This window comes from Rathayibacter sp. Leaf248 (assembly GCF_920939495.1).
Classification (GTDB): Bacteria; Actinomycetota; Actinomycetes; order Actinomycetales; family Microbacteriaceae; genus Rathayibacter; species Rathayibacter caricis.
On the sequence record NZ_CAKLAV010000003.1, the window covers coordinates 62,162 to 83,053 of the forward strand.

Sequence of the window (20,892 nt, forward strand, 5' to 3'; positions counted from 1 at the left end):
AGTGCAGCCGTGAGCGGGCTGATCCGTCGCTGTGACCGGGGATTTTCCGACAGTCGTCGGCCAGGCCTCGTGTGGGCCTCAGGGGCGGGACGCCGCTCCGATGAGGCGGGTGAGGGAGTCGCGGATCGCGACGAGGTCGTCGAGGGGCAGATCGAGGCGCTCGACGATCTGCGGAGGCACCTGCAGTGCCTCCTCGCGCAGCGCCGCCCCGGACGGGGTGAGCGCGACGTCGAGGCGGCGCTCGTCCTCCGTGCTGCGGGTCCGGGTGACGTGGCCGTTCGCCTCCAGCCGCTTCACCAGGGGGCTGAGGGTGGCGGGCTCGAGGTGCAGCGCGTCGCCGAGGTCGCCGAGCGAGCGGGGGCTGCGCTCCCAGAGGGCGAGCAGGACGAGGTACTGCGGATGCGTGAGGCCCATCGGCTCCAGGACCGGGCGGTAGAGGCCGATGACGGTGCGCGCGGCGACGGCGAGCGAGAAGCACACCTGGTTCTGCAGGGCGAGCGGGTCCGGTTCCACCCGCTCATCCTGCCACTCGTCGCAGCACGAATGATTCGTGCCCTCACGGATTCGCGCGGCCGATCCGGGTGGCCGCGAGGCGCACGTCCCCGTTCGGGGGTCACCGGTTCTCGTGCGGGGAGGAACAGGATGAGCCCATGAACCGTCTCCGCTCCGACTCCGCCCGTGTGGTCCAGTACTCCCGCTTCGGCGGTACCGACGTGCTCGAGGTCGCGGAGGTCGAGAGGCCGGTGCCCGGCCGGGGCGAGGTGCTCGTCGAGGTGCTCGCCGCGGGTGTGAACCACATGGAGGCGTTCATCCGCGAGGGCCGCTTCGACTCCGACCACTCCGCCGTCTTCCCGATGCGCCAGGGCACCGACCTCGCCGGCGTCGTCGTGGGCCTGGGCGAGGGGGTCACCGACCTCAAGCTCAAGAGCGACGTGGTCGGCCACGCGCTCGTGGGCTCGCACGCCACCCACGTGGTCGTGCCGCGCGAGAACCTCGTGCCCAAGCCCGCCTCGGTCAGCTGGGAGGTCGGCGGTGCGCTGTTCCTCGCCGGAGTGACCGCGTGGCGCGCTCTCGAGGCGGTGCACGTCGCCGCGGGCGACACCGTGGTCGTCTCGGCCGCGGCGGGCGGGGTCGGCAGTCTCGAGATCCAGCTCGCGAAGCTGCGCGGGGCGACCGTCATCGGCACGTGCGGCGAGCGCAACTTCGACTACCTCCGCCAGATCGGAGTGAAGCCGATCGTGTACGGCGACGGCATCGCCCACCGCATCCGCGAGGCCGCCCCGGGAGGCGTCACGGCGTTCCTGGACAACTTCGGCGGCAACGACGAGCTCGCCGCGTCGCTGGGCATCGAGGGCAGCCGGTACCACTCGAGCGACGACCGCAAGGAGATCGAGCTCCGCGCCGTCTGGCCCGACGCCGAGACGGCGGCGCAGGACACCGAGATCCTCGGCGAGCTGGTCGGCCTTGTCGCCGCGCAGAAGCTGCGCGTGCTCGTCTCGGGCTTCTACCCCTACGGCTTCGTGCAGGACGCGTTCGACGACCTCGAGAAGCGGCACTCGCGCGGCAAGATCGTGCTCGGCATGAACCCGGTCGACTCGGCGCGGGTGATGAAGGCGCGCGACGTGCACGACGCGCAGCGCTGAGGCGGCTCGGCTGACGCGACTCCGCTGATCCTCAGGCGCTCCTCCGTGGGTCCGCTCCGCGCGCCATGATGGTGCCCGGAGGCGCGCCGTCCGCGCCCCGGGGAGGGGCCCTGTGGAGGAGCCGGTCGTCGCGATCGTCTGGATCGTCTCGTTCGTCGTCGTCACCGTGCTGGTGACCGGGCTCTCGGGCCGGGTCAACTGGTCGGCGCCCGTCGCCCTCGTGGCGGTGGGCGCGCTCGCCTCGTTCGTGCCCGGGATCCCCGAGGTCGTGGTCGAGCCCGACGTGGTGCTGTTCGGGATCCTGCCGCCGCTGCTCTACGCGGCGGCGATCCGCACCTCCGTGCTCGACGTCCGGGCGCGCGGCGACAGCATCCTGCTGCTCTCGGTCGGCCTGGTCGTCTTCACGGTGCTCGTGGTGGGCGCGGTGGCCTGGGCGGTCGTGCCCGCGATCTCGATCGCCGCGGCCCTCGCGTTCGGGGCGATCGTCGCTCCGACCGACGCGGTGGCGGTCACCGCGATCGCCGGACGGCTCCGCCTGCCGCGCCGGATGCTCACGGTGCTCGAGGGCGAGAGCCTGCTCAACGACGCCACCGCGCTCGTCGCGCTGAACGCGTCGATCTTGGCTCTGGCCAGCACCGTGACTCCGGGCGGCGTCGCCCTCGACTTCGTGCTCGCCGTGGTCGTCGGCGGAGGCGTGGGCATCGTCGTCGCCGTGGTGCTGGGGGCCGTGCGCAAGCAGGTGCAGTCCTCGGTGCTCGACACGAGCCTGTCGCTCGTGACCCCGTACCTCGCCTTCATCCCGGCGCAGCTGCTGCACGGCTCGGGAGTGCTCGCGGTCGTGGTCGCCGGGCTCTACCTGGGCTTCCGGGCGCCGGTGATCCAGTCGGCGCAGGCGCGCATCGCGGAGTCGCTGAACTGGCGCACGATCCAGTTCCTGCTCGAGAACGCGGTGTTCCTCTTCATCGGGCTGAGTCTCGCGTCGGTCGTCGAGGCGACCGCCGACTCCGGGATCGGGCTCTGGCAGACCGTGGGCATCAGCGCGGCCCTGCTCGCGACGCTGATCGGCAGCCGCGTGCTCTGGATGATCATGACGACCGTGCTCTACCGGCACGGGCCCCGGCGGTTGCAGCAACGCGGCTGGACCTGGCCAACGGCGATCGGCGTCTCGTTCGCGGGGATCCGCGGCGTCGTCACGCTGGCCGCCGCGTTCCTCCTGCCCGAGGAGACGCCGCAGCGGGAGTTCCTGCAGTTCCTCGCCTTCGTGGTGGTGGCCGGCACGCTCGTCGAGGGGCTCGCGCTGCCGAGCCTCATCCGCGTGCTGAAGCTGCCGCCGCCCAACGACATGCAGGAGCACGTCGAGAAGCAGATGCTGCTCGCCGAGGCGCAGACGGCCGGCCTGGCCCGGCTCGACGAGGAGCCGCAGGACGGAGTGGAGGAGCGGGTGCTCGACCGGCTGCGGCGGAACGCCACGTTCCTCGCGGACGCGCTCGAGAACCCGCCGGCGGCCGAGGACTCGGAGCCGCTGACCCACTCGTACAACCGGCTCCGGCGCGCGATGATCGCCGCCGAGCGGGAGGCGGTGCTGCGGGCGCGCGCCGAGGGGCGGTACCAGGAGCCCGCCGTGGTGAGCGCGCTCGCATTCCTCGACGTCGAGGAGGAGGCGCTGGCGGTGGGGCGGGAGTAGGCGCGCCGAGTGGCGCGTTCGAGGGCGGAGAATGGGGTGTCCTGCGCGTGCGGACGCGGAGGAGGAGCATGACGGGCTCGGAGGCACTGCCCGAGACGACCGCGGTCGTCGTGCCGACTCCTGCCGACCGCCTGCGCGCGACCGTCGCCGACACCTACGAGCGCGGCGTCCTGCTCATCGGGCTCGGCGTGCCGATCAGCGTGCTGGTGGTCCTCGGCAAGATCGCCCTCACCGTCGCGGCGCCGTCGCTGTTCCTCTTCGCGAACGTGGTCGTCACGGCGGCGGTCGCCGTCTCGCGGGTGCTCGTCTTCCGGGCGCACCACTCCCGGCGCGGCGTGCGGGTCGACTTCGCCGTGCAGCGGCGCCTCTACCGGATCATCGGGCGGATGATCGCGATCAGCGCGGTGCTCTACACGGCGGCCTCCGCGTGGGAGTTCGTCGACGACTCGCCCGAGGCGGCGTTCCCGCAGCCGATCGCGCTCGCCCTGGCGGTCATCGCGCTGACCGAGCTGACGTTCGCGATCGTGGGCACGATCACCGCCCGGCGGCAGCGGGCCCTGCTGCTCGAGGCCGCGCGCCTGGCGAACATCGCGGCCGCCCTCGTGCTGCTGGTGCTCGCGCAGACGGCGCTGCTGAGCCTGGTGCAAGCGGAATCGCAAGGCCGGATCGACGCCGTGAGCGGCATCGTGATGGGCTCGGCGGCCGCGCTGATCGGCCTCGGGATGCTCGTGCGCTCGCGGATCCCGCGCGGACGCTTCTCGCCGGATCCGCTCGAGCGGGCGCGGCTCGACGACTGAGACGTGCTGAAGGGCGGGGATCCCTCACGGGTTCCCCGCCCTTCAGCGGTGTCTTGCGGGTCGTCCCGGTGTCAGTTCAGGGTCGAGCGGACGGAGGCGCGAGCCTGCTCGAGGGCCGACCGCAGCGCGTCCACGCTGGCAGGCGTGACGGAGCCCTGCGAGGCGGCGGTGCGGAGCTCGGCCCGCAGCTCGTCGCGGAACTCGGTGAGCAGCACCTCCGCGTCGCGCAGGGCGAGGCGGGAGGCGGTGCGCGCGTCGGACGGCGCGGGGGTCGACTCCTGAGCGGGCGCGGCGGCGGGCTCGTCCTGCGTGCGCGGGGGCTGCTCGGCCGAGTGCTCGGGGGTGCGGTCGCCGCGATCCCCGCGTGCGTCGCGGGCCGCGCTGGCGAGGTCGGCGCGGAGGCTCTTCATCGCCTCCGCGACGCCCAGGCGGACCTCGTCGGCGAGACGGCGGACCGAATCCGTCAGCTCGTCCTCGATGTCGCCCAGATCGGTGGCGCGGTTCGCGAGCTCGGCGCGGCCCTCGTCGGTGATCGAGTAGACGGTCTTGCGGCCGTCGGCCTCCTTGGTGACGAGCCCCTCCTCCTCGAGCTTCGCGAGGCGCGGGTAGACCGTGCCTGCGCTCGGGGCGTAGGTGCCGCCGAAGCGGTCACTGAGGGCCTGGATCAGCTCGTAGCCGTGCTTGGGCGCCTCGGCGAGGAGGCTGAGCAGGTAGAGGCGCAGGCGTCCGTGCGCGAAGACGGGGCTCACAGCGCGCCTCCGTCCATCGGGCGCTGGTCGTCGGTCGACGAGCCGGCGTCGGGCGAGCCCCAGCCGGCGCTCTCGCCGACGGAGGCGGGGGCGCCGGCGCCCGCGGTGCTGCGGCGCACGACGACGACGTCGCCGGTCACCGAGTTGGCGGCGATGTCGACCCACTTCGAGTCGAGGGAGCCCGTGGTCGAGGTGTAGCCGCGGCCGAAGGTGCCGCGCACAACCGAGCCGTCGAGTTGCAGGGTGCCCGAGACGGTGTTGATGCGGTAGCGCGCGCCGAGGCCCTCGTCGATGCGGACGGTGAGGTCGCCGCTGACGGTGTTGGCCTGGATCTCGTCGGGGGTGCCCTCGGCGTCGACGAAGACGCTGCCCGAGACGCCGTCCACCGTGAAGCGGGTGAGGGCGCCGGCGGCGGTGACGTCGCCCGAGACGGTGTGCGCGGCGACGCGCCCGGTGTGGTTGCGCACCGAGAGCTCGCCGTGGACGGTGTTCACGTCGATGTCGCCGTGCAGGCCGTCGATCACGACGTCGCCGCCGACGGTCGAGACGCGGGCGTCGCTGTGCAGGCCCGAGACGAGGCCGTCGGCCGAGACGGTGTCGAACTTGAGCGCGACACCGCGGGGGACCAGGAGGCTCACGTCGGCGCGGTCGCCGCGACGGCCGAGGCCCTTCACGACCTCGACGATCGAGTCCCAGCGCAGCTGGATGTGGTCGATCTCGAGGCGGTCGCCGTCCATCGAGACCTTGAGCGGGCGTCCGCCGACGCTGTGGACCTCGACACGGGCGGTCGGCTCGTCGTGCGCGATGACGTCGATCTGACCTCCGACCAGGGCGATCTTGACGGAGCGGACGACATCGAGGTCGATGACCTTCGATTCGCCCGCCTGCACGAGCCATTTCTCGAGCGACATGCTGTCCTCCTTCTTCTTCTCGCCCCGGAGTGGAGCGGATGCGTGTGACGCGATATATCGCGAGTGGTGAGAGTCACGATATATCGCGTTTCGCCCGCGCGGCAAGAGTGCTCAGCGATTCCGAAGGCTCGTCGCTCCCGGCTCGGCCGAATGCGGGCCTTGCGGTTGACGCAACGTCAAGCCGTACGGTCGCTCCTGTCGACGGATCGCGGTGAGAGAGGAGGGCGTCGTGGAGCAGGAGTGGTCGGTGCAGGAGGTGGCGCGGCTCGCGGGGACGACGAGCCGGACGCTCCGGCACTGGGGAGCCGTGGGCCTGCTCGCGCCCAGCCGGGTGGGGGCCGGCGGCACCCGCTACTACGACGCCGCGGGGCTCGTGACGCTGCAGCGGATCCTGCTGCTGCGCGATCTCGGCCTCGGGCTCGCCGAGATCGGGCGGATCCTGCGCCGCGACACCGAGCCGCTCACCGCGCTCGAACGGCACGTCGACGTGCTCGAGGAGGAGCGGCAACGCCTGGACCGCCGGATCGCGGCCGTCCGTCGCACCATCACGACCATGAGAGAAGGGAACGGGCCGATGGCCGAGGAGATGTTCGACGGTTTCGACCACGCGGAGCACCGCGAGGAGGTCGAGCGCCGCTGGGGTGCGCCGGCGTACGCCGAGGGCGACCGCTGGTGGCGGTCGATGAGCGCGGAGGAGAAGGAGCGGTGGACGCTCGCGCAGGAGGACCTCGCGGCCGACTGGATCGCCGCCGCCTCGAGCGGAGCGGATCCCTCCGGCGCCCGGGCGCTCGCCCTCGCCGAGCGGCACCGCGCATGGCTGGCCGGGATCCCCGGCACTCCGCGCGGCGCCGACGGCGGGCCGAGCGACGAGTACCTGCTCGGGCTCGGCGGGATGTACGTCGCCGACGAGCGCTTCGCGGTCCACTACGGAGGCGTCGAGGGCGCGCGGTTCGTCCGTGACGCCCTGCAGGCGCTCGTGGAGCGGAGGGGGTGAGCGGCGGCTCCGGTGTCTGGTAGACCGGGGTCATGGATCCGATCGCGGCGCTGCAGGAGATCGCGACGCTGCTCGAGCGGGAGCGCGCGTCGAAGTACCGTGCGAAGGCGTTCCGCAAGGCGATCGCGGTGCTCGAGGGCCTGCCTGCGGCGGAGCGCGAGGATCTCGGTGCCGTGCGCCGCGCCGCGGGCATCGGCGACACGACCTTCACCGTGATCAGCCAGGCCCGCGACGGGCGGGTGCCGGACTACCTGGCCGACCTGCGCGGCAGCAGCCCCCTGCCCACGAGCGCTCTCCGCGCCCGGCTGCGCGGCGATCTGCACAGCCACAGCGAGTGGTCGGACGGAGCGACTCCGATCGCCGCGATGGCGGACGCCGCTCGCGCGCTGGGTCACGAGTACCTCGCTCTCACCGACCACTCGCCGCGCCTGCGCGTGGCGCACGGTCTGAGTGCGGAGCGGCTCGAGGAGCAGCTCGCGCACCTGGCGACCCTCGAGACGGGCTCGCTCCGGCTGCTCAGCGGGATCGAGGTGGACGTGCTCGAGGACGGCTCGCTCGATCAGACGCCCGAGCTCCTCGACCGGCTCGACGTGGTCGTGGCGAGCGCCCACTCGAAGCTGCGGACTCCGCGACGCGAGATGACCGCGCGACTGGTCGCCGCCGCCTCCGATCCGCGGACCGACGTGCTCGGGCACGTGACCGGGCGACTGGTGAGCGGGGAGCGCGGCACGCGGCCGCCGTCGGAGTTCGATGCGGGGGCCGTCTTCCGGGCCTGCGCCGATCACGGGACCGCCGTCGAGATCAACTCCCGCCCCGAGCGGGAGGATCCGCCGGACGAGCTCATCGCCCTGGCGATCGAGGCGGGCTGCCTGTTCTCGATCGACAGCGACGCGCACGCTCCGGGGCAGCTCGGACTCCTCGACTACGGGGCCGAGCGCGCGGAGCGGCTCGGCGTCCCCGAGGAGCGCATCGTGACGACGTGGCCGCTCGGGCGACTGCTGGAGTGGACTTCGCGCTCCTGAGCAGGCTCGCGCGCGTGGAGGATGCGGATCGGAGCCGGTACCCCCTTGACAGTGCGCACATCGTGGGGGTCTGCGCAAGTGGTGAAATCCCAGGACCCGGCGCGGCATGCTCGTACTCGGTCCGCCGACGCCGCGATCCCGGGAGCCCGACGGCTCCGAAGGACTCCCGGAGTGGGCGCGCTGCTCCATCCGTACCGACGAGACCAGGTGAACCGTGGCCACCCAGACCGTTCTCGATGCCGTGCGCGGCGCACCGACCCTGCTCGAGGCCGTCCGCGCCGCTGACGAGCTCACCATCGCGGCCGTGAGCGACGGAGGCGGACGCGCCGTGCGCCTGCTCACCCGCGCCGCCCTCGATCCGTCGGACCAGCTGACCGCCATCGCCGCCGTGCACTCCCTGGCGCAGGTCTTCGACGAGGAGGCGGACCTCGCCCTCCTCCGCCTGCTCGCCGACGAGCGGGCCTTCATCCGCGAGCACGCCGCCTGGGCGTTCGGCGGTCGGCTGCCCAGGCCGAGCGCGATCGGCCCGCTCCTGCGGATGGTCGGTGCGGGCGGATTCGTCGGCATGCTCGCGCAGCGCACGCTGCTGCTCTGGGGCTCCTCGACTCCGGAGCCGCTCTCGCTCGCCCTCGAGGGAGCCCTGATCGGCGAGCGCGATCCCGGCGCCCGCTCCCGGTTCGTCGAGACGCTCGGCCTGGTGCCGGGCCCGATCGCCGAGCGCACCCTGCTCGAGCTCGCCGCCGACGAGGCGGAGGGGTTCGACGCCCGGGCCGCCGCGATCGACGCGCTGGGCGAGCGCCGCTCGGACGACGCCGAGCTGCTGCTCTCGCGCCTCGTCGCCGTGGAGGGACCGCTGGGCTCGATCGCCCGCGTCGCCCTGCTCGACCACGCACCGGCTCCGGTCGCAGACGCCGGCCCCACGGTCGCGCAGCTCTTCCTGCACGCCGACATCGACGGCACCCTGACCCGGGTCGGCGCCGGCGACAACGGTGGCATCGCCACGCTGCTCGTCCGCCTCGGCGACGCCCTCGGGGGAGAGGACGGGATCGAGCGCGTCCTGACCCTCTCGCGCGGCACTCCCGCGGAGGCGGAGCGCGCTCTCGCCGACCTGCCCTCGGCCGGCCACGGGTTCGCTCCGGTGCCCTTCGCAGGCCCGGCCGTCCCGATGCCCGAGGCCTGGCCCCGCCGGATCGCCGCCGAGCGCGGCATCCGCCGCATTTTGCGCGCGGCGGGCCGGGTCGACGTGCTGCACCTGCGCATGGCCGACGTCGGGTCGCTCGCCGCCGCCGCAGTCGCCCGCGAGCTCGAGATCCCGGTCGTCTTCACCGTCGCTCCCGACCCGCACGCCCTCATCGCCGGCCTCGACGCCGCGGGGACCCTCTCGCGCGCCGACTTCGGCGACCGCGACTCCGCCGAGCACTTCTGGTTCCGCGTGCGACTCGTGCAGCGCCTCGCCGCCGACGCCGCGCACACCGTGCTCTTCCCCCGCGCCGACCTGGCGCAGAGCATGCGCGAGCTGATCGGGATCGACATCACCGCGCATCCGGAGCGGCACACGATCGTCCCGGAGGGAATCGACGTGCGCCTGGTGGAGCGCGGCGAGCAGGCCGCCCGCGCCTCCGCGGCAGGGGAGGAGGTCGCGATCGACGTCGGCGACGACCTCTCGGCCCTGGACGACCTGCTCGCGGCCCTGCCCCACGACCGGCGCGACCTGCCCCTGCTGCTCAGCGTCGGCCGGCTGCACCGGGTGAAGGGCATGGCGGCGCTCGCCGAGGCGTGGGCGGGCGACTCGGCCCTGAGGAGCCGCGCGAACCTCGTGCTCGTGGGCGGCGACCTCGCCGACCCGAGCCCCGACGAGCGCGAGCAGCTCGACCGCATCCGCGCCGCGGGAGGCGCGGAGGACGGACTGCTGCTCGCCGGTCACCGCCCGAACGGCACCGTGGCGCGCTGGCTCGGCGCGGTGCGGCACGGCCGCCCCGGGCTCGCCGCCCCCGGAGGTGCGTACGTCTGCGCGAGCGTCAAGGAGGAGTTCGGCATCGCCCTGCTCGAGGCGCTCGCCGCGGGCCTCGTCGTGGTCGCCCCCGCGACCGGCGGCCCGGTGACCTACGTCGAGGACGGCGTGACCGGCTTCCTGATCGACACCGCGGACGCGACGGCGCTCGCCGGAGCCGCGACGTCGGCCCTCGAGCTCGCCGCGGGCCCCCTCGCCGAGCACGCCGCCGAGCGCGGCCGCGCGATGGTCGCCGAGCGGTACACGATCGAGGCCATGGCGCGCGCCCTCGCCGGCGTCTACGCGCACGCGACCGCCGACCAGGAGCGGCCGCTGCGCTCGGACCTCGTGCTCGGAGCGTCATGACCCTGCTGATCGTCAGCCCCGACTACGCCTCCCACCTGCTCCCGCTCGCGACGCTCGGTACCGCCTGGCGCGCGGCCGGCGAGCGCGTAGTGGTGGCCACGGGCGACGCGACCCGCGCCATCGTCGACGACTTCGGCTTCGAGCACACAGCGCTGCGGCTCGGCCGCGGCTCGAACCCCGGCACGATCCGGGCCGAGGAGCAGGCTCCCGACGAGGGGGAGTCGCTCCGCGGCTTCTTCGCGGCGACCCGCCGGGGCATGGTCCCGACCCTCGCCTACCAGGCGCGCGAGCGGCTGACCGACCTGCTGTGGGACCCGGCCGGAGTCGCGGCCCGGCTGCGCGAGATCCTCGACGAGGTGCAGCCCGATGCGATCGTCGTGGACCACCTCGCCTTCACCGCCCGCGTCGCCCTGCGCGCGCTCGGCGTGCCCTACGGCGACGTCGTGCTCGGGCACCCCAGCGCCCTCACGGTGCCCGGCGAGGTCTACGGCTTCCCACCCGTCTGGCCCGACGCCTTCGCCCCGGACCCGGACGACCTGGCCGCCCTGCGCGCCCTCTGCGACGAGGTCCGCGACTCGTTCACCGCCGAGTGGAACGCCGCCCTCGCCTCGCTCGACTCCGCCGCCCCCGCCAGCCAGGACGCGTTCGCCGAGTCCGGCGACGTGCTGCTGCTGAACTACCCCGGCGAGCTGCACGACCCGGCCCGCACCGCCCAGCTGCCGCCGCACGCGTTCCTGGGCTCGGCGGTCCGCTCCGAGCCCGTCGACGCGGAGGTCGAGGAGTGGCTGGCCGCCTCGGACGACCCGGTCGTCTACGTCAGCTTCGGCAGCTTCCTCTCGGTGCGCGACGACGTGCTCGCCCGCGTCGCCGCCGCCCTCGCCACGGTCTCGGTCGACGGCCGCCCGGTGCGGGTCGCCCTCGCCTCCGGAGCGACGGACCGCGCGGCCCTCGGCGACGTCCCGTCGTCGTGGCTCGTCCGCGGCTTCCTCCCGCAGGTGACGCTGCTGGGCCGCGCCGCGCTCGCTGTGACGCACGGCGGGAACAACAGCGTCACGGAGTCGATGACCGCGGGGGTGCCGCTGGTGGTGCTGCCGTTCTCGACGGATCAGTTCGCCGGGGCGGCGGCGCTGGAGGATGCGGGGGTCGCGGAGGTGCTCGATCCGAACGTTGCGCCTGCGTCGGCTCTTGCCGAGGCGGCCGCGCGGATGCTCGCGCTGGGCGGACCGGCGAGGGAGCGACTCGACGCGCTGGCGGAGGAACTCACCGGCACGACCGGTCCGGAGCGGGCGTTCGCCGCGCTCTCGGGGCTGGTGTCGCGGCGCTGACTCGGGCTTGAGCGGAGTGACGGGCGTGACTGAGGAAGACGACGAGCGCTGGCTGGTCGTCGGCGGGCGGCGCTGGCGGCGTACGGATCCGATCCTGCCTTCTGACCTGGTCGCTGCGCTGACCTCGCATCTGGGGAGGGGGCGCTCGGGAGTTCGGTCGGGGAAGCGTGCCGGGGATGAGGACGCGGTGGCGGCTGCGCGCATTCGGGTGGGGCTGGCGAAGCACGGGCTCGGCGAGCGCGGGCCGGCGTGGTGGGACGAGCCGGAGGAGGCGCGGCTTGCGCGTGCGCGGGAGGCGCTGCGGGAGCTGGACGCGCTGGACGGCGACTGACTTCTCGATCGGCAGGCTTCACGGTTCTGCCGCTGCACTGCAGCCCGACGATGACCGAAACCGTGACGATGCGCTCACGCCGATCGTTCTCGATGCGCTCGGAGGTCGACGTCGCGGGAACGGATCGTGTAGACGGAAAACGGCTTTCGGCTGCAGGAAACGGAGACTTTCACGGTCGAGGTCTGGAAGATGCTGTTCAATTGGCGCCTCGTGGTGATGCCGCCGCACCAGCAGATCGAGACGACTCACGCATACTGCTACTTCGATACCGGCCTTGAGAGCTTGGCCGGCACGGTCGCCGCCGGACTGCAGTGGGCACACCCGTTCAACACAGCTCCGGAGGGGGTCGACAAGCAGGCGTTCTGACGCCGCTCTAGACCTCGGTCGCGGCGAGCTCGTCTGGCTGGGGGAGTGCCAGCGCTCGATAAAGAGTCGAGCGGTCGACGCCGAGCTTGCGAGCCACCGCTGCTTCGGGATGCCCGCGGCGGCGACGTCCGCTCGAGCTGCAGCGACCTGGTCGGCGTCGAGCCGGCGTTGCCGGCCCGTGTACTCCCCACGGCTTTCGCGTTGCGGATGCCCTCGGCTTGCCGCTCGCGGACGAGGGAGCGCTCGAAGTCGGCGATCACGCCGTGCAGGTGCAGCATCATCTGTCCGAGCGCGTCGTCGCCGCCGGGTCCGTGGGTCTGCTTTTCCTTGATGAACTCGACGGGGGCGCCCTTCGCGACGATCTCGTCGACGACGTCGCGGAGATCTCGAAGCGAGCGCGCAAGTCGGTCCATCTAGGCGATGCGGGCGAGGTCGCCGTCTCGGACGTAGCGGATGCAGTCCGCCAGGTCGGGCCGATCGGTGCGGGTAGCGCCGGAGACATTCCCTTCGAAGATCCGGTCGACGGCGCCGATCGCCTCGATCTGCCGATCGAGGTTCTGGTCGGTCGTGCTGACTCGGACGTAGCCGACGGTCTGCGTCCGCTGCGTCACTCCTAGACCCTGACGCAGATGTGTAGCGAAAGGGGGGAGGAGTGACCCTATTGCGATGTACGTCGCCGGGTATCACTGGTGTTGCGTGGAGGTGTACTTCAAATGCACGCCATGTGTACGGGGGTGTTTTGCGGAACCTCCTGTCGGTCGATGCGGGTGGCGCCGGAGACCTTCTCCTCGAGGTTCGGTCGGGGCGGTATCGGTCTTCGCATCGCGCGCGTCGACGCGGGGTGGTCTGACGCTTAAGTGTCACCATCTGGGCCTCGGCCGTCGGGCGGCTCCACGCGATATCTGCAGAGACCGCGTGGAGCCTGCCCTGTAGCCGGGCCCCGCTACCGCAGGAAGGCGTCGAGGCGCGACCGGATCTCTCCGAAGATTCCGGGGTGCTCAGCCGCCTTGCCCCGCAGGTACTTCGCGACATCGTCGCGGTCGATCCCCCACCTGGGGGTGGTGGGGGTCGGAGTGGGGCGCTCCGGCGTCTCGCCGACAGCGTCGGTCAATGGGGGCGCCGGCTCAGTCCTGACGAGGAGGACACCCGGGGTCGGTCCGTCCACCGCTGTCGTGAAACTCACTCCCGTCGCTGATCGGTAATCGAGGTAACCCAGATCCGGATCGGTGACCCCCGATGCAGAGACGGCCGACCACCGCTGGGCGGGATCATCGGTGCCGTCCGAGCACGTGGTCAGCACGACATGATCGGTCTCCGTCGCGGTGGCGCACGATCCGGAGGCGGTGTCTACGAGGTGGACTCCGAACGGGTCGGATTGCGTGCCGTCGAAGGGCTGTGTCAGCGCCGCCCAGGCGATGGACGAGCTGTACTGCGGCGCCGTCGTCTCGGTCGGCAGCGCTATGACGGCTTGAGGGTCGGCGTAGTCGTGCCTCACGGTGTAGGAGGTGTCCGAGTCGGGGGCGGGGAGCTGGTACGACATCGAGAAATCCGACGCGACGACCGGCGTGATCGTCACGGAACCGTCCGAGACCAGCCCGACGGGCGATGCGAGCGTGAACGAAGAGCTCAACGCTCCCTCGACCACGAAGCTGGATCCTCCAGCTCCACCGCCGGCGGTCTGCGTCTTGAGCCCGGCGCCACCGCCGCCGCCGCCAAAGAAGCCCGCGCCGCCTCCGCCTCCCGGCCCGTCGCCGCGCTGGCCGGGGGGAGTCGCGCCGAAGCCTCCGATGAGGAAGTTGCCGGCATCGCCGTTCGCGGCAGTGCCTGCGCCGCCTCCGGCGAGGGTGCCCCCACCCGGGTTCGGGTAGTTGAAGTAATCGCTGGGAACCCCGACGTCCGACTTGTTCCCCGTGCCTCCGTCGCAGCCCGTGGTGATGCAGGAGTTCCCGCCTGCTGACAATGTGTTCGAGGCTCCGCCGGGCCCCGCGCCTCCGCCGCCGCCGCCGACGACGAGGGGGAGCTGGCAGTACTCATCGAGTGCGATCACCGATAATCCGCCCCCTCCGGGGGCGCCGCCGTTCGGCTTGTCGTCGTAAGTGCTTGATCCGCCGTTGCCTCCATTGCCCACCCCGCCCTGGCCGGCGCCGGAATCGAGATCGGGGGATTCACCGTCAGTCACAAGGCTCTCGCCTCTGCCGCCGACTCCGATGTAGAGCTGTGTGCCTGCAACGACCGGGATGACCGCGCTCACGGACCCACCGCTGCCACCAGGAATGTTCACAGCCCCGACAGTGTCCTGACTGCCGGAATAGAAGGCGGTTCCGCCCGAGCCACCGGAGACGCTCACGGAAACAGCGTTGTACCCGGTCGGCTGGGTGAATCGGTTCCCGTCAGGAGCGCATGCGCTGGGAGTCGGGAAGCTCACCGCGTCGCCGGCCGCGGTGGCCGGCTCGTCCGACTCGTCGCGTGTCGGATACGAGGGATCCGGTGACGGCGTGCCCGTCGAGACCGAGTCAGGTGCCGGTGTCGTCGACTCCGGGAACGGAGGAGTCTGCGGCGGTGCCACGGGGAGATCTTGCACGAGCATCAGCTGTCCGCCCAACTTCTGATCGGGGGCCGTGAAGATTCCCTGCACGTTGTCGCCCGCTGTTCTTTGCTCCGGCTCGCTGTAGGGGGAGCCGTTGAAGACGAGCACCTCGGAGAACGGGGAATCGACCACGACCGGCAGAACGGTGTCAAAGGTCCCCGACGGGACCGTGATCGACTGCGCCTTCAGGGCCGGGACATCCTCGACAGCCGCCCAAGCCCCGACGCCATCGGCGACGCGGGGGACGACCACGCCGGAAGACGGGTTATCGATGACCGACTCCCTCGTAGCGACGAGCGAGTCGAAATCGTCCTCGGTCGGGATGCGCCACCCGGGGAGCTCCTTCTGCGGCACCGCCAGGGCGTCGCGGAGCGGGGCGACAGCGGGCACGACGGAGGCGCGCAGCATGATGTCGCTGTTGTCGTCGGCCGCCCAGACCGGGGCGTAGCAGGTGCTGGGGTACATGCAGTAACGGTCCTGATCCGTTCCGGCGAGCACCGTCGGCTCAGTCGTCCACAGCCGGATGGTGCCGCTCTCCGTCTCGGAGCCTTGATCGGGTGAGGCGCCGGGACTGAGGTCGGCGCTGGTGCCGGCGGGGAGTGTCGGCAGATTCGAGCTGGCCTGGTGCGACCATCTCTGTACCGCCGGTACCCAGCTGTCCTCGTAGTAGAACTGCAGCTCGGCTGAGGTCGCACCGCTCTCGGGCGCGTGGACCGCCTCGGTGAACGCCTGGAGGTGCAACGTCGCGACCCCCGCGTAGAAGGCGGCCTGCGACTGCATCGAGTTCGCGAGCTCGGCAGAGAGGATCGTGCCCGAGGGGGTGAACGATCCGCTCGCCTTCGACGCCCAGAGGACGTCGCGGTAAGCGGCGAAGACGCCGGGATCGGTCGGCGTTCCCGCCAGCGCGGTGTCGAGGTCGTTCAGACGACCCTGGCCGTTCGTGACGATCTCCTGCAACTGGGCCTTCTGGGGGAGGTCCAGAGCCCCGGTGGTACCGGTGGCCCGGGCGGCCGCGGTCTGTGCAGCCGAGATCTGGCACACGTTCTGGATGTCCGTGAGGACCTTTCCGAGCGCGGTGTTCGCTGCGGTCGCGCGCGTCACGTAAGTCGCGTACTTCGAGTTCTGCTCGGCCTGGTTCTTCAGGGCCTGCTCGTCCGCCTGGATCGTCGAATTGAGCGCAGTGATCTCCTGGGTCACCTGGGTGATCGACGACTGGATGTTCGCGAGGTCGTCGAGCTCCTCCTGCTCGACCGGAGTCGGCCCAGCAGGACCGGTGAGGCTGTCCAGGATCCAGCCGACAGCGTCCCCACCGATCTTGCCGAGGGCTCCCGAGACGAGGCCCTTCACGAGCGTCCCGCTGAGGTCCGAGAAGATCGAGTCGCCGACCTCGGCCGCCGCATCATCTTCAATCACAGCGCCGAGGTCGTCCCCCGACGCCGGGACCACGTCCCGCGTGATCAACGGGCACGGCTCGGACACAGTCGGTGCGGCCTGTGCGAATGCTGGCGAAATCGCCGCGAGGCTCGAGCCGAGGATGACCCCCACGGCAAGGAGGGAGGTGACGCGCCTCGAACGGCGGCGAACGTGACGCGCAGGGGGACGTGGCATCGAATGCCCTCGATTCTGAGACGCACTCGAAGACGCCGCCGCCCGACTCTTCCCGACGGCGCAGGCTACCGAAAGCCCCCGTACGGGAGAGAATGTGCCATCCCGGATCCCGTCGGCATCAATCCATCTCACCCCGCACGGTCAAACGCGCCTGCAAAGCACCTGAGGAACTCAGTCGCATCTATCCTTCCGTCGGCTCCTACGCGCCGCATGCCGGCACAGCCGATATCAGTTCAAACCAGGCTGCAACCGATTCTCTCAGCAGGCACCGTTACCATTCCCATCGCGGCATCGGTAGTAGCCCTCCCGTATCCTCGGATCGAGCTCCTCGTCCCTTTTTTCGCGTCCTCGTGGCTCTGTCGCCCGGAATCTATGGATGCTTAAGCATCCGCCTCTCCTGCACGCCGACGATAACCAAGTATTCCAGCGCAGCGGGCGCGAGTACCGGTGACGTTCAGTGCAGGTCTATAGCCGAGCCGAAGGCGGTGTTAGCGAGAGGCGCAAGAGGGATACGCGACGCCTGATCTGACATAACCTTCATTATCGGCAATCTCTTGAAAGAGAGGACCCGGATCCTCGCCGAGCGTGACGAGTGGAGGGTGCTCTCGTGGGTTCTCGATCCGACGCTGCGCGTGCATTCCTGGAACCCGGCCGTGCCGAGTATCTTCCGCGAGGAGGCCGATCGGGACAGCCCCGCGCGTTCCGCACTCGCGGGATCCTGATCACGGAGCGATCCCTGGCGCGGGCGTGACCCGCGACGGTGAACTCGACGCGCCTCAGCTACACACTCTTCCCTGCAGCTCAGGACGTGCAGTTGCACGCGGCCAAGCCGCCTCCTCCTCCTCTGTGAGGTGAATCGCTACTCGTTCGCCGTCTCGGCGTCACCGCGCCAGTCATGATTGGGACGACGAACGGCTTCGACCGTCCGCAACCGCACCGAGCCCGCCGCATTACGCCCGGAACGTCACCACGAACCCGTCGGCCGGCTCCGTCGGGAACGAGCGGAGGCTGATCGAGAAGTCCTGGCCCGGGGCCACGTCGTACGGGTGCCCGGTCGTGAGCAGCTCGAGTGCCTCCGCCAGGAGGTCGACGGTGGCGGGCTCGCCCGGGCAGCGGTGGCCGTCGCCGTAGTGGCCGCCGCCCTGGGCGATGAAGCCGTTGCGGTCGACGGGGGCGAGGAAGCGCGACGGGTCGAAAGTCTCTGGGGCGTCCCAGTGCGCGACCGCGTGGTCGGTCGCGTACAGGTCCAGGAGGAACCACTGGCCCGCGGGCAGCGTCTCGCCTCGGAAGGGCAGTCCCGTCCGCGCGCGCCCGCCGACCATCGGGAAGAACGGGAAGAAGCGGCGGACCTCGTTCGCGAAGGCGGCGCGCTCCTCGGGCTGCTCGAGCCGGTCGCGCCACTCCGGGTGCTCGTGCAGCGCCAGCGCGGCGAAGACGATGAAGCGACCGACGGCTACCGTGGGGCGGAGCAGGTTGAGCAGCTCCACCGCGGCGACCTCGGTCGGCAGCACGGCGCCGTCCTCCTCGGCGTGCGCGATGCGGTCGACGATCGACGCGGCGCCCTCCTCGGGCGGCATGCCGGCGGCGCGGCTCGCCTCGATCAGGCTCTGCGCCCAGTGCTCGGTGCGCCGACGGCGCAGGCGGGCGGCCCAGTTCGGCGGGCCGAAGCGCCCGGCGTTGTCGACCATGCTGCGGAGCTCGTCGGAGCGCTGCTGCGCCTCCTCCTCGCCCAGCGCGATGCCGGCCCAGGCGAGGACCGCCCGCCCGAGCACCTCGGCCGCCACGTCCTGCAGCGGCACGGGGGTTCCGGCGAAGCGCGCTGCCGAGCGCTGCCATTCGAGGGCGAACGCGCTGACGAGGCGCGAGCGCTCGTCGGCGGTCTCGACGAGGGAGAGGAAGAGCCGTTTGCGACGGCGGTGCTGCTCGTCCTCGAGGGTCTGCACGCTGCCCTCGTCCTGCAGGAGGTGCAGGACGGAGCCCGGCAGGGCGCCCGCCCGGTCGAAGCGGCCGCCCTCGTAGAAGAAGCGGGCCGCCTCGATGCCCCGGGCCACCACGACGGGTCTGCCGAGGATCCGTGTGCGGAAGGCGTCGGCGTCGACCCGCGCGAAGCGCCTGGTGCCGAAGAGGTAGCCGTCGGCGAGGACGGCCGCCGTGCTGTCGAGACCGCCGAGCGCGGGGATCACGCTCAGTCCGTCGGCTCGCTGACGCCGGCGTCGAGATCGTCGTCGTCGACGGCGGTCGTCACGTCCTCGGCGGTCGACTGCGCGTCGCCGCCCTGTCCGTTGCCGATCTGCGCGTCGTCGCCCTCGGCCTGCGAGGGCTTGTCGACTCCGGCGTCGTCCACCGTGTCGTGGTTCTGCGGGTTGTCCTGGGGTCCGTCGGTCGCGCTCATGCTGGATCTCCTCTCGGGCGGCCGGATGCCGCACCCTCACGGTAGGGAGCGGGGCCGCTCGCGCTGAAGCCGGTTGACGGCGACCGCGACGGGCTGGCATCCTCGCGCGGCAGCGGCAGCGGCAGCGGCAGCGGCAGCGGCAGCGGCCGGTAGCGGGGCCTGCGGCACCGGCAGCCTCAGCCGCGCGCCCGCCTCCGCAGGATCACCGGCGCACTCGTCCACACCGCCGCGATGATCAGCAGCACCGCCCCGCCCGCGATCAGCCCGGCCGTCGGAGTCAGCACGAAGTCGAACACGAACGTCACGACGCCCACGAACAGGAGCGACCCCGCCGCGAGGCAGGTCAGCACGATCCGGTTGCCGAACCGCACCAGCTCGGCCTTGCGGCCGCGCGCGAACAGCAGCCGGTGCACGACCACCGGCGCCAGCGCCAGCACCGTCACCGTGGCCGCCAGGAACACGAGCACGAGGTACAGCGCCACGTCCATCGGCGCGAGCTCGGTGAAGCGCTGCTGGAAGCAGAGCGTCAGCAGGAAGCCGCCGAGGATCTGGGTGCCGGTCTGCACGACCCGCAGCTCCTGCAGGATCTCGTTCCAGTTGCGGTCCGAGCGCTCCTCGGGGGTCTCGTCGCGGCCTGTATCCGGCTCCGTGCGCTCGTCGGCGTCCTGTCCTGTCATGGACAGGAGGGTAGCGCCGCCGTTCACCGGAACGCGCCATACTCGTCGGGCCGATCCCCACCCCCCCGAGGAGACCCCCGTGAGCGACACCCCCGCCGTCCTGTTCGTCTGCATCCACAACGCCGGCCGATCGCAGATGGCCGCCGGCTACCTGACCAGCCTGTCCGGGGGCCGCGTCCAGGTCCGCTCCGGCGGGTCCGAGCCGGGCGCGAGCATCAACGCCGTCGCGGTCGCCGCGATGGCGGAGGAGGGGATCGACATCTCGCACGAGGTCCCGCAGCTCATGACCACCGAACAGGTGCGCGAGTCGGACGTCGTCATCACCATGGGCTGCGGCGACGTCTGCCCGATCTTCCCCGGCAAGCGCTACGAGGACTGGGAGCTCGCCGATCCGGCCGGACTCCCGCTCGAGCAGGTGCGCCCGATCCGCGACGACATCCGCGGCCGCGTGGAGCGCCTGATCGCCGAGCTGCTCGGCTGACGACTCGGAGCGATGCGCGGCTGACGCCTCAGAGCAGCGACTGCGCGAGCGACACCGCTCCGCGCACGCCCGACTCGTCGCCCAGACCGGGTCGCACGATCCGGATGCGCCCCGCCGCCGTCCCCGTCGCGCCCGGTGCGCCCATCAGCCGCTCCACCTCCGACTCGACCGCCGCGAGGAGGCCGGGCGTCTTCGAGACGCCGCCGCCGAGGATCGCGAGGCGCACTCCCGCGACGTACGCGAGCGTCGCCACGAGCTGGGCGAGGTAGAAGGAGCTGAAGCGGAGGTTCGCCGCGGCGTCCTCCGGGCCCAGGCTCGAGCCGTCGACGCCCCAGCGGGCGCTGATGGCGGGCCCGGCGACGAGCCCCTCCAGGCAGTCGCCGTGGAACGGGCAGGTCCCGGCGAACGTGTCCTCCGGGTGGCGGCGGGGGAGGAGGTGCGCGACCTCGGGCCAACCGCTGCCGGCGAGCAGGCGACCGCCGGCGAGCAGTCCGCCGCCGACTCCGGTGCCGGCCGTGAGGTAGACGACGTCGCTCTCGCCGACGGCGGCACCCCAGCGCGACTCGCCGAGGGCGGCGCCGTTCACGTCGGTGACGAGAGCGGTCCGCGCGCCGGGGGCCGCCGCTCCGATCGGGCCGAGCACGTCGACGCCCTCCCAGCCGATCTTGGGCGTCGAGGTCAGGTGCCCGTAGGTGGGCGACTGGGGATCGACGTCGAGCGGCCCGAACGAGGCGACGCCGACCGCCGCGACGGTGCCGTCGACTCCGTGGCCGCGGACGAACGCGGCGATGTCGGCGAGCGTCTCGACCGGGCCGCGGGTGGGCAGCGTGGTCGTCGCGAGGAGGCGCTCCGGCTCGTCGACCGCGGCGACGGCGGCGACGACCTTGGTGCCCCCGGTCTCGATCCCGACGAGGAGAGGGCGTGCGCTGAGGGTGCTCATGGAGTCTCCGGGAGTGTGTGTCCGACGTC

18 protein-coding genes and 1 pseudogene are annotated in these 20,892 nt (G+C 72.0%); 10 read left to right on the forward strand and 9 right to left on the reverse strand.

Annotated features, from left to right (window positions below; all coding sequences use genetic code 11):
• Positions 1-78: 78 nt before the first annotated feature.
• Positions 79-513 (reverse strand): MarR family winged helix-turn-helix transcriptional regulator, encoded by a 435-nt coding sequence (locus LRG51_RS18415; RefSeq protein WP_055789311.1) that lies wholly within the window; start codon positions 511-513, stop codon positions 79-81.
• A gap of 137 nt (positions 514-650) precedes the next feature.
• Between LRG51_RS18415 and LRG51_RS18420 the strand changes: the two genes are divergently transcribed.
• The 3 genes from LRG51_RS18420 (at position 651) to LRG51_RS18430 (ending at position 4,124) form a co-directional block, all read left to right on the forward strand.
• A complete protein-coding gene (locus LRG51_RS18420; RefSeq protein WP_230674133.1) occupies positions 651-1,643 on the forward strand; it encodes an NADP-dependent oxidoreductase in 993 nt (330 codons plus the stop codon).
• Between the two features lie 112 nt (positions 1,644-1,755).
• Positions 1,756-3,327 carry a cation:proton antiporter gene (locus LRG51_RS18425; RefSeq protein ID WP_055789318.1) on the forward strand — a complete coding sequence of 524 codons (1,572 nt, stop codon included), beginning with the start codon at positions 1,756-1,758 and terminating at the stop codon, positions 3,325-3,327.
• Between the two features lie 68 nt (positions 3,328-3,395).
• Positions 3,396-4,124: a hypothetical protein gene (locus LRG51_RS18430; protein WP_055789321.1), complete on the forward strand. Its 729-nt coding sequence runs from the start codon at positions 3,396-3,398 to the stop codon at positions 4,122-4,124.
• A gap of 71 nt (positions 4,125-4,195) precedes the next feature.
• Here LRG51_RS18430 and LRG51_RS18435 read toward each other — a convergent pair whose 3' ends face one another.
• Both LRG51_RS18435 and LRG51_RS18440 read right to left on the reverse strand, forming a co-directional pair.
• A complete protein-coding gene (locus tag LRG51_RS18435) occupies positions 4,196-4,873 on the reverse strand; it encodes a PadR family transcriptional regulator (protein ID WP_055789325.1) in 678 nt (225 codons plus the stop codon).
• On the reverse strand, positions 4,870-5,784 hold the full coding sequence (locus LRG51_RS18440) for a DUF4097 family beta strand repeat-containing protein (protein ID WP_230674134.1): 915 nt from the start codon (positions 5,782-5,784) through the stop codon (positions 4,870-4,872). The genes LRG51_RS18435 and LRG51_RS18440 overlap by 4 nt, the downstream gene beginning before the upstream one ends.
• A gap of 229 nt (positions 5,785-6,013) precedes the next feature.
• Here LRG51_RS18440 and LRG51_RS18445 point away from each other — a divergent pair, with 229 nt between their 5' ends.
• From LRG51_RS18445 to LRG51_RS18470, 6 genes are all read left to right on the forward strand, one after another.
• Complete coding sequence (locus LRG51_RS18445) at positions 6,014-6,778, forward strand: MerR family transcriptional regulator (RefSeq protein WP_055789328.1); 765 nt, start codon at positions 6,014-6,016, stop codon at positions 6,776-6,778.
• A gap of 32 nt (positions 6,779-6,810) precedes the next feature.
• On the forward strand, positions 6,811-7,800 hold the full coding sequence (locus tag LRG51_RS18450) for a PHP domain-containing protein (RefSeq protein WP_055789331.1): 990 nt from the start codon (positions 6,811-6,813) through the stop codon (positions 7,798-7,800).
• 214 nt (positions 7,801-8,014) lie between these two features.
• Positions 8,015-10,156: a glycosyltransferase gene (locus LRG51_RS18455; RefSeq protein WP_055789333.1), complete on the forward strand. Its 2,142-nt coding sequence runs from the start codon at positions 8,015-8,017 to the stop codon at positions 10,154-10,156.
• Positions 10,153-11,481 (forward strand): glycosyltransferase, encoded by a 1,329-nt coding sequence (locus LRG51_RS18460; protein WP_230674135.1) that lies wholly within the window; start codon positions 10,153-10,155, stop codon positions 11,479-11,481. The genes LRG51_RS18455 and LRG51_RS18460 overlap by 4 nt, the downstream gene beginning before the upstream one ends.
• A 25-nt stretch (positions 11,482-11,506) precedes the next feature.
• On the forward strand, positions 11,507-11,812 hold the full coding sequence (locus tag LRG51_RS18465) for a biopolymer transporter Tol (RefSeq protein ID WP_230674136.1): 306 nt from the start codon (positions 11,507-11,509) through the stop codon (positions 11,810-11,812).
• A 189-nt stretch (positions 11,813-12,001) separates the two neighbouring features.
• The gene (locus LRG51_RS18470; protein WP_230674212.1) at positions 12,002-12,178 is read left to right on the forward strand and encodes a hypothetical protein; all 177 of its coding nucleotides are present in this window, start codon (positions 12,002-12,004) and stop codon (positions 12,176-12,178) included.
• Between the two features lie 245 nt (positions 12,179-12,423).
• Here LRG51_RS18470 and LRG51_RS18475 read toward each other — a convergent pair.
• From LRG51_RS18475 to LRG51_RS18495, 5 genes and pseudogenes are all read right to left on the reverse strand, one after another.
• Positions 12,424-12,789: pseudogene (locus tag LRG51_RS18475) on the reverse strand (recombinase family protein); the annotation flags it as partial.
• Between the two features lie 332 nt (positions 12,790-13,121).
• A complete protein-coding gene (locus tag LRG51_RS18480) occupies positions 13,122-16,178 on the reverse strand; it encodes a glycine-rich protein (RefSeq protein WP_230674137.1) in 3,057 nt (1,018 codons plus the stop codon).
• A gap of 1,145 nt (positions 16,179-17,323) precedes the next feature.
• Entirely contained in the window at positions 17,324-18,556 is a 1,233-nt protein-coding gene (locus LRG51_RS18485; RefSeq protein ID WP_230674138.1) for a cytochrome P450, read from the reverse strand.
• 2 nt (positions 18,557-18,558) lie between these two features.
• On the reverse strand, positions 18,559-18,765 hold the full coding sequence (locus tag LRG51_RS18490; protein WP_056868425.1) for a hypothetical protein: 207 nt from the start codon (positions 18,763-18,765) through the stop codon (positions 18,559-18,561).
• 176 nt (positions 18,766-18,941) lie between these two features.
• Positions 18,942-19,442, reverse strand: a complete 501-nt coding sequence (locus LRG51_RS18495; RefSeq protein WP_230674139.1) for a DUF6328 family protein — start codon at positions 19,440-19,442, stop codon at positions 18,942-18,944.
• A 79-nt stretch (positions 19,443-19,521) separates the two neighbouring features.
• On the opposite strand from LRG51_RS18495, the gene LRG51_RS18500 reads away from it, so the two are divergent.
• Positions 19,522-19,923 (forward strand): arsenate reductase ArsC, encoded by a 402-nt coding sequence (locus tag LRG51_RS18500; protein ID WP_230674140.1) that lies wholly within the window; start codon positions 19,522-19,524, stop codon positions 19,921-19,923.
• A gap of 28 nt (positions 19,924-19,951) precedes the next feature.
• Here LRG51_RS18500 and LRG51_RS18505 read toward each other — a convergent pair whose 3' ends face one another.
• Positions 19,952-20,863, reverse strand: a complete 912-nt coding sequence (locus LRG51_RS18505) for an ROK family protein (RefSeq protein WP_230674141.1) — start codon at positions 20,861-20,863, stop codon at positions 19,952-19,954.
• Between the last annotated feature and the right edge of the window lie 29 nt (positions 20,864-20,892).

What these genes read in the sequence shown, in the direction of transcription:
- LRG51_RS18490 (WP_056868425.1), bottom strand. Translation starts at nt 18,765, where the DNA reads ATGAGCGCGACCGACGGACCCCAGGACAACCCGCAGAACCACGACACG.
- LRG51_RS18495 (WP_230674139.1), bottom strand. Translation starts at nt 19,442, where the DNA reads ATGACAGGACAGGACGCCGACGAGCGCACGGAGCCGGATACAGGCCGC.
- LRG51_RS18470 (WP_230674212.1), top strand. Translation starts at nt 12,002, where the DNA reads ATGCTGTTCAATTGGCGCCTCGTGGTGATGCCGCCGCACCAGCAGATC.
- LRG51_RS18430 (WP_055789321.1), top strand. Translation starts at nt 3,396, where the DNA reads ATGACGGGCTCGGAGGCACTGCCCGAGACGACCGCGGTCGTCGTGCCG.
- LRG51_RS18460 (WP_230674135.1), top strand. Translation starts at nt 10,153, where the DNA reads ATGACCCTGCTGATCGTCAGCCCCGACTACGCCTCCCACCTGCTCCCG.
- LRG51_RS18440 (WP_230674134.1), bottom strand. Translation starts at nt 5,784, where the DNA reads ATGTCGCTCGAGAAATGGCTCGTGCAGGCGGGCGAATCGAAGGTCATC.
- LRG51_RS18505 (WP_230674141.1), bottom strand. Translation starts at nt 20,863, where the DNA reads ATGAGCACCCTCAGCGCACGCCCTCTCCTCGTCGGGATCGAGACCGGG.
- LRG51_RS18450 (WP_055789331.1), top strand. Translation starts at nt 6,811, where the DNA reads ATGGATCCGATCGCGGCGCTGCAGGAGATCGCGACGCTGCTCGAGCGG.
- LRG51_RS18420 (WP_230674133.1), top strand. Translation starts at nt 651, where the DNA reads ATGAACCGTCTCCGCTCCGACTCCGCCCGTGTGGTCCAGTACTCCCGC.